The 14,355-nt window shown below is 73.5% G+C and carries 9 protein-coding genes; 6 read left to right on the top strand and 3 right to left on the bottom strand.

The window, feature by feature from the left end; genetic code table 11:
* Positions 1-195: 195 nt before the first annotated feature.
* From J2S43_RS19770 to J2S43_RS19745, 6 genes are all read left to right on the top strand, one after another.
* Positions 196-807 carry a hypothetical protein gene (locus J2S43_RS19770; protein WP_306831321.1) on the top strand — a complete coding sequence of 204 codons (612 nt, stop codon included), beginning with the start codon at positions 196-198 and terminating at the stop codon, positions 805-807.
* A 278-nt stretch (positions 808-1,085) separates the two neighbouring features.
* Positions 1,086-1,652 (top strand): thymidine kinase, encoded by a 567-nt coding sequence (locus tag J2S43_RS19765; RefSeq protein WP_306831319.1) that lies wholly within the window; start codon positions 1,086-1,088, stop codon positions 1,650-1,652.
* A gap of 121 nt (positions 1,653-1,773) precedes the next feature.
* Positions 1,774-4,905 carry an FtsX-like permease family protein gene (locus tag J2S43_RS19760; protein WP_306831317.1) on the top strand — a complete coding sequence of 1,044 codons (3,132 nt, stop codon included), beginning with the start codon at positions 1,774-1,776 and terminating at the stop codon, positions 4,903-4,905.
* Positions 4,906-4,934: 29 nt separating this feature from the next.
* Entirely contained in the window at positions 4,935-7,637 is a 2,703-nt protein-coding gene (locus J2S43_RS19755) for an ABC transporter permease family protein (RefSeq protein ID WP_306831314.1), read from the top strand.
* A complete protein-coding gene (locus J2S43_RS19750; RefSeq protein WP_306831311.1) occupies positions 7,637-8,581 on the top strand; it encodes an ABC transporter ATP-binding protein in 945 nt (314 codons plus the stop codon). Before J2S43_RS19755 ends, J2S43_RS19750 begins: the two co-directional genes overlap by 1 nt.
* Positions 8,578-9,252, top strand: coding sequence for an ABC transporter ATP-binding protein (locus J2S43_RS19745; RefSeq protein ID WP_306831309.1), 675 nt, complete (start codon positions 8,578-8,580; stop codon positions 9,250-9,252). Before J2S43_RS19750 ends, J2S43_RS19745 begins: the two co-directional genes overlap by 4 nt.
* A 127-nt stretch (positions 9,253-9,379) precedes the next feature.
* On the opposite strand, the gene J2S43_RS19740 is transcribed toward J2S43_RS19745, so the two are convergent.
* The 3 genes from J2S43_RS19740 to J2S43_RS19730 form a co-directional block, all read right to left on the bottom strand.
* Positions 9,380-10,975 (bottom strand): Na+/H+ antiporter, encoded by a 1,596-nt coding sequence (locus tag J2S43_RS19740; RefSeq protein WP_306831307.1) that lies wholly within the window; start codon positions 10,973-10,975, stop codon positions 9,380-9,382.
* A gap of 188 nt (positions 10,976-11,163) precedes the next feature.
* Complete coding sequence (locus J2S43_RS19735; protein ID WP_306831305.1) at positions 11,164-12,357, bottom strand: beta-ketoacyl-[acyl-carrier-protein] synthase family protein; 1,194 nt, start codon at positions 12,355-12,357, stop codon at positions 11,164-11,166.
* Between the two features lie 94 nt (positions 12,358-12,451).
* Positions 12,452-14,254: an alpha-amylase family glycosyl hydrolase gene (locus tag J2S43_RS19730; protein WP_306831303.1), complete on the bottom strand. Its 1,803-nt coding sequence runs from the start codon at positions 14,252-14,254 to the stop codon at positions 12,452-12,454.
* Positions 14,255-14,355: the final 101 nt, after the last annotated feature.

The raw sequence follows: 14,355 nt of genomic DNA, 5'->3' as shown, positions 1-14,355 counted from the left end.
GGCGGCGCGGGACGATGAGCGGGACGCGAATCTGGAGTGATCGCTCACCTCGAAGAGCGGAGGGCCTCGCCCGGGTGGGGAGGGGCGACCTAGGATCTACCGCAGGGGGTGAGGATGGACGGGCGGCATACCCTGTGGCCGGGTCGCAGTGCGGCGCCGGTGCGCCGTCGTGCCATCCGGCCCTCGGCGGGGTCGGTGGCCGCGGATGTGCGGCGGGTGCACGCGGAGCTGATGGGCGGGGCCGACCGGCGGGTGCACGGGCGCGGCTGCGGGCGGTGGCGCGGGCCGCGGCTGACGCATGCCGGGAGCCGGCACGTGCTGTCCTGGGAGCCGTGTGCGGACGACTGTTCCTGGCCGGAGCCCGAGCCGGAGGAGATGCCGCTCGCGACGCGCGGGTCGCGGCTGTCCCGGTGGGTCACGCTGGCGCTGCTGATCCTGATCCCGATCGTCTCCTCGCTGTGGAACATCTTCAGTCCGACCGAGGCGGCCTCCGCGCCCGCCTGCCCGGCCGGGCAGGTCATCATGGCGGCGGCCGGCGGCGACGTCAGCGCGTCGCTTTCGCCGAGCGGCGCCACCGGCTCGTCCCGGCTGCACCTCTGCACCACGGGCGGCGTCATCTCCTCCTGGACCGCTTCGGCCACGCCGAAGGCCGGCGGCACCGCGATCCCGTTCGAGCTCACGCGCGTCGGCGACGGCACCGCGCTCGGCACGGCCACGCTGCCGCCCGGCCAGGAGTGGCTGCTCTCCGTCGACTTCACCACCGAGGCCGGTGAGCAGCGCGTGGCCAGCTCCTACATCAGGAGCTGACCCGGATCCGGCAGAGCGCTCGACGGGTCGCCCACTGATGCGGGCCGGCGTCCGATGGCGCTCCGAGCGCGAGAGCCGGACCGGCGCCGGCAGCCAGGTCTTGCCACGGCGCGACCGGCAGGGAGGAGCGCCAGCGACGACCGGTGCCCGCGGGAGCACTGGGAATCAGCCATGCCGGAAGCGGGAAAGCCGCTCTTGGATCTTGATCTGGGTGATGAACGCGACCCGGCGGTGGGTCGTGGTTGGCAGGGCCGGGGTGGCGGGGCAGGATCGGCGCCGTGGATCTGACGGTGATCGTGGGCCCGGTCAAGGGTGGCAAGAGCCTTGAGATGATCAGTTTGCTCTCGCCGCTGGAGCACGCCGGTGTGCCGCACCGGATATTCCAGTCGATGCGGCACGGACGGGACACCGAGATCGTGTCGCGCGCCGGTGGCAGCCTGCGCACCGAGAAGGTGGCGAGCCTGCGGACCGCGCTGGACCACCCGGTGCAGGTGATCGGCGTGGACGAGGTGCACATGTTCTCGGTCGCGGACGTGGCCGTGCTCGGCGAGGCGCTCGGCAAGGGCGTGAAGGTAGTGGCGGCCGGGATCGACCTGGACCACCGCGGTGAGCTGTTCGCGCCGATCCGCGCGCTGCTGGAGCTGGCGCCGGAGAAGGTCATCCACCGGCGCGCGGTCTGCGACGTCTGCCGGAGCCTGGACGCGGCCTGGACGCAGGTTCTGGAACACGGCACGCCCATGATCAGGCGGCTGGCGCCGTCGACCGCGCTCCCGGACGACGGAACCTACACGTATGAGGCCCGCTGCCGCCGCTGCTTCGTGTTTCCTGATCATGACGAGCGGTAGCGCGGCCCAGGGCCTAGATCACAAATCGGAGACGCCTGCGAACCTTTTCGTGGGCCTCGCCTCTCCTTCCTGACTGAGGGAGGCGAACAGCGCCGCCCGGGGTGAGGAGTTGACGGCGGCGATGAGGCTGGTGATGCGGCGCGCCCGCGCGGCGAGGAGCCTGCTGGTCGCGGCCGTCGCGGCAACGCTGATCGCGACGGCGCTGCTGACGGGCCTGACCGGCTACGGCCGGGAGGTCGTCGACGCGGGTGCCCGTGGCGCGGTGTCCGCGGCGGACGGTGATCAGCGCTCGGTGCTGATCCGGGGATCGGCGGGCGGTGACGCGGCCGGCCTGGACGAGCGGGACCGCAGGGTGCGCGACCGGCTGGCCGGTGGCCTCGGCGGGCGGGAGATCACGATCTCCGGCGCCGGGTACGCCGCGGGCCGGCAACTGGTCGGCGGCACCGGTACGGCCCAGCCGGACGACGACGGCACGGTCTACGCGTCCGTGGTGTTCCTGGACGGCATCGAGGACCACGCGAACCTGGTCACCGGCGCCTGGCCGGCCGGGGACGCCCTCGAGGCCGCGTTGCCGGAGGACGCCGCGACCGTGCTCGGCGTGCGCGCCGGCGACACCGTGCCGATTCTGGACCGGGTCAGCAGGAAGGTCACCGACGTGACCGTGACCGGCGTCTGGGCGCCGCGCGACGCCGGTGACGCCTACTGGCGGCTGACGCCGGACCAGTCCTCGTCGTACGGGCCGTTCGTGGTCGGCCGGGACACGTTCACCGCACACTTCCTGGCGAACGCGTCCGCGGCCTGGCTGGCCGAGCCGGACCTGAACGGCGTCGCGCTGGCGGAGCTGCGCCACATCGCCCGGGACGCGGCCACGGTCTCCGACGGCCTGCCGGAGGCGACCGGGCTGGGCAGTTCCGGCCTGGTCACCTCGGACATCGGCGCGCTCGCCGACCGGCTGGCCGCGGCCGACCTGGTCGGCCGGTCCGCGCTGGTCACCCCGATGCTGCTGGTGATCGTGCTCAGCGGGTACGCGCTGCTGCTGGTCGCCGGCCTGCTGACCGAGCAGCGCCGGGACGAGACCGCGCTGCTGCGCGCCCGCGGTGCCGCCCGCAACCAGCTGGCCGGGCTCGCCGCGCGGGAGGCGCTGCTGGTGGTGCTGCCCGCCGCGATCGTCGCACCGCCGCTGGCGACCTGGCTGGTCGGCGCGGCCGGTGACCTGCCGCTGCTGCGCGACGCCGCGATCGACCTGAACCCGTCGATGGACGCGCTCGCCTGGATCATGGCCGCGCTGGCCGCGCTCGGCTGCGCGTTCGCGATGCTGGCGCCCGCGCTGCGCAGGGGCGGCACCTACGCCGGTGAGCTGGCCGCCCGAGCCCGCCCGGCACGCCGCACGCTGGTCCAGAAGGCCGGCGCGGACCTGCTGCTGATCGGGCTCGCGGTGCTCGGCTGGTTCCAGCTGCGGCAGTACTCGTCGCCACTGGCCGGGTCCGGCAGCGGCCTCGGCATCGACCCGCTGCTCGCGGCCACCCCGACGATCGCGGTGCTCGGCGGCGCGGTGGTCGCACTGCGGCTGCTGCCGCCGGTGACGCGGCTGGCCGAGCGCCTGGTCGACCGGAAGCAGTGGATCTCCGCGACGTTCGGCACCTGGCAGGCCGGGCGTCGCCCGCACGCCGGGCCGGTGCTGCTGCTCTCGCTCGCGGTCGCGGTCAGCACGGTCGCGTGGTGCCTGGCCAGCACGTCCACCCGCTCCAACACCGACCAGGCCGACCACGTCACCGGCGCGGACCTGCGGCTGGTCGAGCAGGACGGCCTCGCGCCGGCCGGCCGCGCCGCGCAACTGGCCACACTGTCCGGCGCCGGGACCGTGCTGCCGGCCTGGCGGGACAGCCTGCGGATGGGCCCGGAGAACGCGCTCGGCGACATGGTCGCGCTGGATGCCGAGGCCGCGCCCGGCGTCTTCCACCTCCGCGACGACCTGGCCGGCGGCGGTGCGGACCGGCTGCTCGGCGGGCTGGCCGAGGCGCGCCGGACCGCGCCGGTGGTGCCGCTGCCAGCCGGTGCCGCCCGGCTGACCGGCACGTTCACCGGCACCGGTGTGCGCTCGCCGATCCGGAGCGCGGCCGTGGTCGCGGACGGGCACGGCATGATGCACCGGATCTCGCTCGGTGAGGCGTGGGCCGGGGACCAGGGCCGTTTCGACGTGGCGCTGCCGGCCGGCGCGGACCGGCTGGCCGGCTTCGTCGTCGACTCGACGGCCGGCAACGGCGAGCGGCTGGACTGGGCGCTGACCGGGCTGGCCGTGGACGGCACGCCGGTGTCCCTCAACGGCGCGGCGCCGCGGTGGACCGGCACCGACCGGGCGGGCAGGGGCAGCGACGCGACCGTGGAGGGCGGGGGGCTGCGCGCGGCGTACACGGTGCAGGGCGTGCTCTTCGGCGTGCGGTCGTTCGCGTTCGCGGTCGTGCCGAGGGCCACCGACCGGCTGACCGTGCCGGTCGTCGCCACCCCGGCCGCGCTCTCCGCGCTGCGGCTGGACATCGGCGGCACGACCAGGATGTCGCTCGGCGGTGCCTCGGTCGAGGTGGTCGTCACCGGCCGCGCCGACTCGCTGCCCGGCGGCACCCAGCCGGCGTCGCTGCTGGTCGACCTGCCGTCGCTGAGCTCCACGGTCTTCAACACCTGGGGCCTCACCCGTGGCCCGCAGGAGTGGTGGGTGTCCGCGGGTCCCGGCACGCGCGCCGCGGACGCGGCCCGGGCGCTCGGCGGCCTGACCGTGCTGGACCGGGTCGCGCTCGGCGGGGAGGCGGAGTCGGACCCGTACGGCGTCGGCGCCCGTGCCGCGCTGTTCGCGGCCGCGCTCGGCGCGGTGCTGCTGGCCGCCGTCGGCATCGCGGTCGACGTGCGCGCCACCGGCCGCCGCCGGCTCACCGAGATGGCGGTGCTGCACACGCTCGGCGTCGGCGCCCGTCAGCTGGCCCGCGCGCTGCTGATCGAGCAGGCGTTCCTGGCCGGGCTCGGCGTGCTGGCCGGCCTCGGCGTCGGTATCGCGGTCGCGGCCACGATGGCGCCGCTGGTGGTGCTGACCCCGTCCGCGGAGAGACCGGTGCCGGAGCCGTTGCTGCGGGTCGACTGGCCGGCCGTGGCCACGACCGGAGTGCTGCTGCTCGGTCTGGCGCTCGCGCTGTCCGCGCTGTCCGGCCTGAACCTGCGTAACCAGCTGGCCGTCGCGCAGCTGCGGATCGGCGAAGACCGGTGAGGGGTGGGACGATGAGGCTGTTACGCCGTGTGAGGGCGACAGCCGGCTACCTCGCATTGCTGGCCGCGCTGGGCCTGGTGGCGTCGCTGCTGGTCAGCGGCGTGCCCCGGCTGGCGAACGGGTTCACCGACGACGGGCTGCGCGCGGACGTGGCCGGGCTGCGCACCCAGGCGCGCGACCTCACCTACAGCGTCGAACCGGCCATCGAGGGCAGGGTGCGGGTCTCCGGTGCGGAGGCGCGCCTGGCGGAGTACCGCGTGGCGTTGCCCGCGCCGTTGCCCGGGGCGATCGGCCAGAGCTGGTTCGCCGCGCAGGTCGGCGGCGGTGCCGGCGGCCCGGGAAAGCCCGCGGTGACCGTGGTGCAGGGCCGGTTCGACACGCCCTGCGCACCGAGTCTGGCGTTCCGCTACCAGGGCGGCGTCGCCGACCGGATCCGGATCACCGCCGGCCGGGCGCCGGACACGGCCGCGCGCGGGCCGGTCGAGGTGATGGTGTCCGAGGAGGCCGCGTTCCGGCTCGGTGTGGAGGCCGGCTCCACGTTCACCGTGATCGGCGCGGCCGAGACCCCGGTCGGCGCCGAGGTCGTCGGCGTCTATGCGCCGCTGGACGCGACCGCGCCGGACTGGGACAACGTCGTGCTGGCCACGGTCGCCTGCGGGCCGGCGTCGACGGACACCACCTGGCGCGCCACCATGCTGACCGACGCGGACGGCCTCGGCGCAGCGGCGGACGGTACCCGGATGCTCGCCTACGAGTGGCGGTACCGGGTCGACGAGGCCCGGCTGAGCGCGGACGGCCTTCCGCCGCTGATCACCGCGGTCGCCGAGGCCAAGCGCACGCCACCGGGCGAGGGCCTGCGGCTGACCACCTCGCTGGACCGGGAGTTCGTGGACTTCCAGGGCCGGCAGCGCGCGGTCGCGGCGCTGCTCGCGGTGGTGCTCTCCGGCATGGTCGCCACGCTGCTCGGCCTGATCGTGCTCGCGGCCCGGCTGGCCGTGGATCGGCGGCGCGACGAGCTGTCGCTGTTGCGCGCCCGCGGCGGTACCGGCACCACGATCGGCCTGCGCACGCTCGCCGAGACCGCGGTGGTGGTGCCGATCGCGGTGCTCGCGGGCTGGGCGGCCGGCATGCTGCTGCCCGGCCGTGCGGAGGCGGGGGAGTGGTGGTCCGTGCTCGGCATCGGGCTGGTCGCCACGCTCTCCGTGCCGGTGCTGGCGATGACGATGCGGGCCGGGTTCCTCGGCAGCCGGCAGGATCTGACCGCGCAGCGGCCGTCGCCGCGGCGTCTCGCGGCCGAGGGGTTCCTGCTGCTGCTCGCGGTGCTCGGCGTGGTCGTGCTGCGCCGCCGCGGGCTGAGCCAGGACGTGGGCGTCGACCCGTTCCTGGCGTCCGTGCCGGTGCTGCTCGCGCTCGCGGCCGCGCTCGTCGCGGTGCGCGTGGTCCCGTGGCCGCTGCGCCGGGTCGGCCGGTTCGCGAGCCGGTCCCGCAGCGTGGTGCCGTTCCTCGGCCTCGCGCGGGCCGGCCGGGCCGCGCCGGTCAGCCTCGGCCCGCTCGCGGTGCTGGTCGTGGCGATCACGACCGGCGTCTTCACCAGCGTGGTCACCAGCACCATCGGGTACGCCCGGGACCGCGCCGCGGATACCGCGGTGGCCGGCGACGCGCAGCTGACCGGGTACGCGTTCGGCCCGCGCACCGCCTCGGAGTTGGCAGGCCTCAACGGCGTCACCTCGGTCGTGCCGCTGAGCGTGGAGTCCGGCGTGCGGCTGCAGGACCGGCTCGGCACGGGCAGCCACGAGATCATCCAGGCCCAGCAGGTCGTGGTCGACGGTCCCGCGATGGCGCGGGTGCTGCGCGACAGCGGCCGCGGTGTCACGCTGCCGCCGGTGCTGCTCGACTCGGCTCGGGTCGCCACGGACGACGCACCGGTCCCGGCCGTGGTGTCGCCGTCGGTCGCGGCCGAGGTCGGCGAGACCGGCGCCACCGAGGTGCAGGGCCGCCGGTACGCGTTCCGGGTGGCCGCGGTGGTCGACTCCCTGCCCGGCCTGGACATGGGCGCGCGTGCGTTCATCGCGCTCCCGGCCGCCGCGCTGCCGCTGCCACGCAACGGCGAGATCGTGCCGAACCGGTTCCTGATCGCCGGGGACGGCTTCTCCACCGAGGAGCTGACCACGACCGGGGACCAGGGGCAGCTGGACTACTTCGCCGGGGTGTTCGGCCGCGAGGTGCCGGACACCCAGCTGGAGCGGCGGGCCACGGTCATCACCTGGGCCGGGTACCGGGCCGCGATGGAGGCCGGCGGCGTCAACGGCGTGCTCAGCTTCACGTTCGCCGCCGGTGCGATCGGCGCCACGCTGCTGGCGCTGCTCGCGGTCGGCTTCACCGTGCTGGCCGACGCGGCCGGGCGCGGGCGGACGCTGTCCCGGCTGCGGACCATGGGCCTGTCCGCCGGGCAGGGCCGCGGTCTGCTGATCTACGAGCTGCTGCCGCTGGTCGCGGTGGCGGTGCTCGCCGGTGGCGCGGTCGGGATCGCGTTGCCACAGGTCCTCGGGCCCGCGCTCGGGCTCGGCGGGTTCACGGCCGGTGCTCCCGTCCGTACCCACGTGGATCTTGTTTTGGTGTCGGGTGTTCCGCTGCTCATGGTGCTGGCGCTGCTGCTGGCCCTGCTGGTGGAGAGCGGGCTGAATCGCCGGATGCGCCTCGGCGAGGTGCTCCGCCTCGGAGAGGAGAACTGATGGCGGCCCCGGATCTGGCCACGCTGCAGCGACGGGCGGCCGAACGCGCCGCCGCGCGGGCGGGCGGCACCGACCGGCTGCGCGGGCACATCGTCTGCGACGGCCTGGTGCGCATCTTCAAGACCGAGGGCGTGGAGGTCTTCGCGCTCCAGGGCCTGGACCTGGTCGTCGACCGCGGCGAGCTGATCGCGATCGTCGGCGCGTCCGGCTCCGGCAAGTCGACCATGCTGAACGTGCTGTCCGGCCTGGACGTGCCGACCGCCGGCATCGCCCGGGTGGCCGGCTACGACCTGCTCACCATGTCGCCGCGCAGGAGGCTGACCTATCGGCGGCACACGGTCGGGTTCATCTGGCAGCAGACCGCGCGGAACCTGCTGCCCTACCTGACCGCGAGGGAGAACGTGGAGCTGCCGCAGCAGCTGGCCCGGCGTGGGCGTGGTGCGGGCAGGCGCGCGCAGGAGCTGCTCGACATGCTCGGCGTGGGGGAACTGGCGAACCGGCGGCCGGGCGAGATGTCCGGCGGCCAGCAGCAGCGCGTCGCGGTCGCGGTCGCGGTGGCGAACAACCCGGAGGTGCTGTTCGCGGACGAGCCGACCGGTGAGCTGGACGAGGCCACGGCCGCGGAGGTGTTCGGCGCGCTCCGCACGATCAACGCGGAGCTGGGCGTCACCGTCGTCATCGTCACCCACGACCACTCGGTGTCCTCGCAGGTCCGCCGCACGGTGCAGATCCGCGACGGCCGGACCTCGGCGGAGGTGCGCCGGTCCGCACGCCTTTCCGAGGACGGCGTGGAGGAGCTGATCACCGAGGAGTACGCGGTGATCGACCGCAGCGGCCGGCTGCAGCTGCCCGCCACGTTCGTCGACGAGCTGGCGCTGCGCGAGCGCGTCAAGCTCACGCTCGAACCCGACCACGTCGCCGTCTTCCCGGGGCAGGAAAAATGATCATCTCAGTGTCCGGTGTGAGCCGAAATTACGGTGACGTCGAGGCCGTTAAGGGCGTGTCATTCACCGCGAACCGGGGCGAACTGGTCGCGGTCCGCGGCCGGTCCGGCGCCGGCAAGACCACGCTGCTCAACATGGTCGGGGGTCTGGACCGGCCGTCGTCCGGGCAGATCGTGATCGACGGGCACGACGTGACGGCCGCGTCCGAGAAGGAGCTGCTCGACCTGCGCCGCACCACGATCGGCTTCGTGTTCCAGTCGTTCGGCCTGATCCCGATCCTGTCCGCGGCGGAGAACGTCAGCGTGCCGCTGCGTCTCAACAAACAGCTGGCGGCGGTACGCGACGAGCGCATCTCGCTGCTGCTGGAGCTGGTCGGTCTCGGCGGTCACGCGAACCAGCGGCCGTACGAGCTGTCCGGCGGCCAGCAGCAGCGCGTCGCGGTGGCCCGCGCGCTGGCCAACGACCCGCCACTGCTGATCGCGGACGAGCCGACCGGCCAGCTCGACTCGGAGACCGGGCGGTCCATCATGGACCTGCTGCGCGCGCTGGTCGCCTCGCGCGGCATGTGCGTCCTGGTCGCCACGCACGACCCGACGCTGATCGACCTGGCCGACCGCGTCCTCACCCTGCGCGACGGCCGCCTGGCCGAGGCCCCGGTCCCGGCCCTCTGAATCCGTGATCGAGGCGTCGTTCACGTCGTTCCATCGACGTGAACGACGCCTCGATCATGGGTGAGGTGGTGCTGACGCTCAGATCCTGATGTGGAAAGGGCCGGGTGGTGGGCCCGGCCCCTCTCGATCAGTGCTTGCCGGGCGCCGGGAGGATGCTCTCCTCGTGGTCCAGCTCGCGCTCCAGGATCCGCAGGTCCGCGTCCGCCAGCATGCCGGAGTCCCGCCAGGCCAGCAGCTCCTCGCGCTGCGCCGTGATCATCTCGCGCCGGGCCCGCTGCGCGGCCCGGTACTCCTCGTTGACCGGCAGTGCCTCGTCCTCGGTCGCGTTCAGCATGGCCAGCCGGTCCCGGTAACGCTGCAACCGGGCCTCGGCCAGCCGCCGTGCGCCCGGCAACGACGCGTGGATCGCCGGGTCGTCCGACTCCTCCAGCTCGTCCAGCCGGGCCACCGCGGCCTCCATCGCGGCCGCACGGGCCTCGTTGCGGGTCCGGGCCCGGCTCACGTCCGTGCCCGGGATCCGCAGCGCGCGCAGCAGCGGCGCGAACGTCAGACCCTGCCCGATCAACGTCACCAGCACCACGATGTACGCGCAGAACAGCAGCAGCGGCCGGTTCGGCGTCGCCGCCGGGAGCGTGAACACCGCGGCCAGCGTGATCACCCCCCGGGTGCCCGCCCAGGTCAGCGCGGTCAGCTCGCGCATCGACAGCGGCGGGTTGTTCCGGTTCGGGTCGCCGCCCAGCCGTGCGTGCATGCGGCCCGGCAGGTGCGCCATCACGTACAGCCAGATCGGCCGCAGCAGCAGCACCACCGCGAGCGTGATCGCTGCCGCGGAGGCGATCGTGGTCCACGAGTAGTCGCCGAGCGCGCGCAGCACGGACGGCAACTGCTGGCCGATCAGCACGAACACGTACCCCTCGAGCAGGTACTCCACGAAGTGCCACACCGGCCGGGACTGCAACCGTGAACGGCTCGTCGTCATCGACGGCGCCCGGTGACCCAGCCACAGACCGCAGACCACCACGGCCAGCACACCCGAGACGTGGATCTCCTCGGCGACCAGGAACACCGCGAACGGCGTACCCAGTGACATCGCCGTGTCGATCAGCGGATCCGTGATCCGGCGGCGGACCTGCCCGAGCAGCCAGGCCGACGCCAGGCCGATCGCGAGACCACCGGCCGCCATCAGTGCGAACTCGCCCACCGCGTGCCCCACCGACAGATGCCCGCTGACCGTCGCCAGCACCGCGACCTTCAGGATCGTCAGCGCGGTCGCGTCATTCAGCAGCCCTTCGCCCTCGACCAGCGTGATCAGCCGTGGCGGCAGGCCCGCCTTCCGGCCGATCGACAGCGCCGCGACCGGATCCGGAGGTGCCACCGCCGCACCCACGGCCAGGCCGGCCGCGAGCGTCACACCGGTCACGAACAGGTCCAGGCCGAGGCCGACGAGCAACGCGGTCGCCAGGACCAGACCCACGGACAGACCCAGCACGGTACGCATGTTGCGCTTGATCGCGGTGAGGCTGGACTCCAGCGCGGCCGCGTACAGCAGCGGCGGAATGACCAGGTAGAGCACGACATCAGGGTGGAGTTCGAGATTCGGCCCGGGTAGATAGCCGTACCCGATACCCGCGCACACCAGCAGTACCGAGGCCGGCAGGCCACTGCGGTGCGCGACGGCGTTCGCCACCATCACCACCACGAGCCCACCGAGGACCAGTGCCATTGTTTCGACCATCCGTACCGGCTTTCCCCTCTGCTCGATCCTCCCCACCGGAACCCTTTCATGGAGGTGCACGGGCCCGCCGGGGGGTGTGACAGTGTCTTCGGGATGACCGCCGAGATCCTGCAGCTGGTGGATGGGCTCGATCCGGGCGCCCCGCTCACCTGGGGGAGACGCCCGGATCAACAGGCTTACGCCACCGGGGTGAAGAGCAGCGTGGCGTTGTGGCCGCCGAAGCCGAAGCTGTTCGTCAGCGCGGGCGCCGGCTCCCACTCGCGGGGCGACAGGACCACGTCGATGTCCAGGGCCGGATCCACCGTCGTCGTGCCGATCGTCGGCGGGAGCGCGCGGTGTGCGAACGTCAGCGACAGCGCCGCCGCCTCGATCGCCCCGGCGCCGCCCAGCGAGTGACCGGTCACGCCCTTGATCGACGTTACGGCGGGCTTGTGGTCGCCGAAGACCGCGGCGATCGCCTCGGCCTCCCCGGCGTCGTTGAGCGGCGTGGACGTGCCGTGCGCGTTGATGTGCGTGACCTCGGACGGCCTGACGCCACCGTCGTCCAGCGCCTCACGCATGCACCGCGCCGCGCCGCGGCCGCCCGGAGACGGCGCGGTGATGTGGTAGGCGTCGGCGCCGGAACCGACGCCGGCGATCTCGGCGTAGATGCGCGCCCCGCGGGCCACGGCCCGCGAGTACTCCTCGAGCACCAGGATCCCCGCCCCCTCGGCCGCGCAGAAGCCGTCCCGGTCCGCGTCGAACGGACGCGACACGCCGGTCGGGGAGAGCGCGCGCATGTTGCCGAAGCCGGCCAGGTTGACGCCGGTCAGGCAGGATTCGGTGCCACCGGCGACGACGGTGTCGGCGCGGCCGGCGGCGATCCAGCGGGCCGCGTTGCCGATGGACTGGGTGCCGGTGGCGCACGCGGTGGAGATGGTCTCGCAGGGCCCGGCCAGGCCCCAGCGCATGGAGACGGCGCCGGCGGCCGCGTTCGGCATGACCATGGGGACGGTCAGCGGCGAGACCCGGGACGGGCCCTTCTCGTCTATCAGCCGGACCTGCGCCTCCCATGACCAGGCGCCGCCGATGCCGCAGCCGATCAGCACGCCGGTGCGCTCACCGTCGCGGTCGGCGGGGTCGGCCAGGCCGGCGTCGCCGATCGCCTCGTGCGCCGCGACCAGGGCGAGCTGGGCGAACCGGTCGAGGCGGCGGATCTCCACCTTGGACAGGCCGATGGCGGTGGGGTCGAGGCCGGTCACCTCGCGGGTGACGGACGGTGGCACGGGTTTGGAGAGTCCGTCCCAGAAGCCGGCCGCGCCGATTCCGCACGGTGCCACCACGCCGACGCCGGTGACCACGACCCGTCGTCCGTCCCGAGACTCGAGCATCGATAATCCTCTGATATTTCCGACATGGATGTCTGCCGTGATCCAGTATCGGCCCGCAGAGGATCAAACCCCAGTCCGAACGATGCTCACGTGATCACCAATACGCCACGAACCCGCCCGCCGGCACGGTGACCGGGATCGCGCTGCCGTTGCGGGGTTCCGCGCTCACGACCGTACCCTCGAGGTGTTCGTCGGTGTTGAATCGGCAGGTCAGCTCGCTGCCGGGCGGGTGCAGATCACGATCCAGGGTCACCCACGCGGTACGCGGTGTGAACGGATCCGTGTTGATCGCGCAGAGCACCTCGTGGCCGGCGAAGATCCGTGACCAGGGCACGATCGACCGCATCGGGCCGTCGCCGATGATCCGTGGCGGGCCGAAGGACGAGCCGTCGCCGGAGATCGGGCGCAGATATTGCCGGCCGCGGCGCAGCGCGGGCACCCGGCGGCGCAGCGCCAGGATCCGGGCCAGCTGCCGGTAGACCGGATGGTCCTCGTCGAACGCGTGCCGGCCGCGGCTGCGGAACGGCCCGAACGCGCCGCCGAACATCGCCTCCCGGACGTACCTGTCGTCGCCACCCGCGCCGTCGAACAGCTGCTCGCTGCCGTAGTAGACGCACGGGATGCCGAGCGTGGCCGCGTTCAGCGCGAGCGCGGCCACGGCCAGCCGGTCACCGTGCTCGGTGGCCGCGAACCGCGCCTTCGACGCGCCCTTGCGCACCTGGTCGTGGTCGTCGTAGCCGGTGACCACACGGTTGCGGTACCAGGCGTGCGAGTCCTTGCCGTCCTGCAGCGCGTCCCGGAACAGCCCGAAGTAGTCGACCGGGTTCCGCCGGCCCTTGACCAGCCACTCCAGGTGGTCCTGCACGTCCGCGATGCCGAGCGCCGCGTCCATCCCGACCGCCTGCAGCGTCTGGAACGCGAACGAGCGCGGCCCGGTGATCTCCGCGATCAGGTAGAAGTTCTCCTTGCCGATGCTGGCCGCGAACTCGTGGATCGCGGACGCGAAGTAGCGGGCCGCGGACGGGTCCATGTGCTTGACCGTGTCCACCCGGAAACCGTCGAGATCCGCGAAGGCCAGCCAGTACTGGTACGCCTGGGTCAGCGCGACCAGCGCGGGGGAGGGCCCGCCGTCCGGCCGCAGCAGCGACACGTCCTTCAACGTCTGGAAATCACCGCGGAGGTATTCCGGCCAGCGGTCCCAGTCCTGGATCCGGCCCTGGCGGGTGAACGCGTCCAGCGTCTGCAGCTCCGCGGGCCAGACGCCGGTGTCCCGGTCGGTCAGCGGCCCGATCGGCAGCGCCGGCTTGCCGTCGGTGTCCCGGAAGCCGGCGACCGGATAGACCGTGGTGCTGTCGCAGACCGGCGCCGGTACCGCGTAGTCGAAGACGTCGCCGGTGTGGTTGAGCACCACGTCGAGGATCACCCGGATGCCCATGCCGTGCGCGGCCGTCACCAGGTCGCGCAGGTCCTCCGGCGTGCCGAAGTGCGGGTCGACGTCGAGGAAGTCCTGCGTACCGTACCCGTGGTAGCTCTCCACGCCCGGCACCTGCTTGAGGACCGGGCTCACCCACACCGCCGTGATCCCCAGCCGCCGCAGGTAGCCGAGCTTGCCGCGCAGCCCGCGCAGCGTGCCGCCGGTGAACCGCTCGCCCGCGTGGCGCCAGGCCGCGCGCTCCGCCTCGGTGCCCATCGCGTTGCCGTGGTTCTCCGGCCGCAGCCGCGGGGTCTCGCCGAACGCGACCGCGACGCCGTCGTTGTCCCGCCAGTCGCGCTCCCGCCCGTTCGAGAAACGGTCCACCATCAGGAAGTAGAGGACCTCGTCCTCCCAGGCCACCGGCGACGGGTGGAACGCCCGGCCGGTCAACCGCCCGAAATCGATGTCGCTGACGCTGCGCATCCCTCGTTTCTACTGCGCCCGACGGCATGCGCGACACCCCGCTGCCGCTTTTCGGACCCTTCGATACCCCCTGGCCGAGACGCTCCCGCCGGAGGCCCCGG

Source organism: Catenuloplanes nepalensis (assembly GCF_030811575.1).
In the GTDB taxonomy this organism is placed as follows: Bacteria; Actinomycetota; Actinomycetes; order Mycobacteriales; family Micromonosporaceae; genus Catenuloplanes; species Catenuloplanes nepalensis.
This window is presented reverse-complemented; position numbering and strand designations above follow the sequence as displayed.

What these genes read in the sequence shown, in the direction of transcription:
- J2S43_RS19760 (WP_306831317.1), top strand. Translation starts at nt 1,774, where the DNA reads ATGAGGCTGGTGATGCGGCGCGCCCGCGCGGCGAGGAGCCTGCTGGTC.
- J2S43_RS19750 (WP_306831311.1), top strand. Translation starts at nt 7,637, where the DNA reads ATGGCGGCCCCGGATCTGGCCACGCTGCAGCGACGGGCGGCCGAACGC.
- J2S43_RS19745 (WP_306831309.1), top strand. Translation starts at nt 8,578, where the DNA reads ATGATCATCTCAGTGTCCGGTGTGAGCCGAAATTACGGTGACGTCGAG.
- J2S43_RS19740 (WP_306831307.1), bottom strand. Translation starts at nt 10,975, where the DNA reads ATGGCACTGGTCCTCGGTGGGCTCGTGGTGGTGATGGTGGCGAACGCC.
- J2S43_RS19735 (WP_306831305.1), bottom strand. Translation starts at nt 12,357, where the DNA reads ATGCTCGAGTCTCGGGACGGACGACGGGTCGTGGTCACCGGCGTCGGC.
- J2S43_RS19730 (WP_306831303.1), bottom strand. Translation starts at nt 14,254, where the DNA reads ATGCGCAGCGTCAGCGACATCGATTTCGGGCGGTTGACCGGCCGGGCG.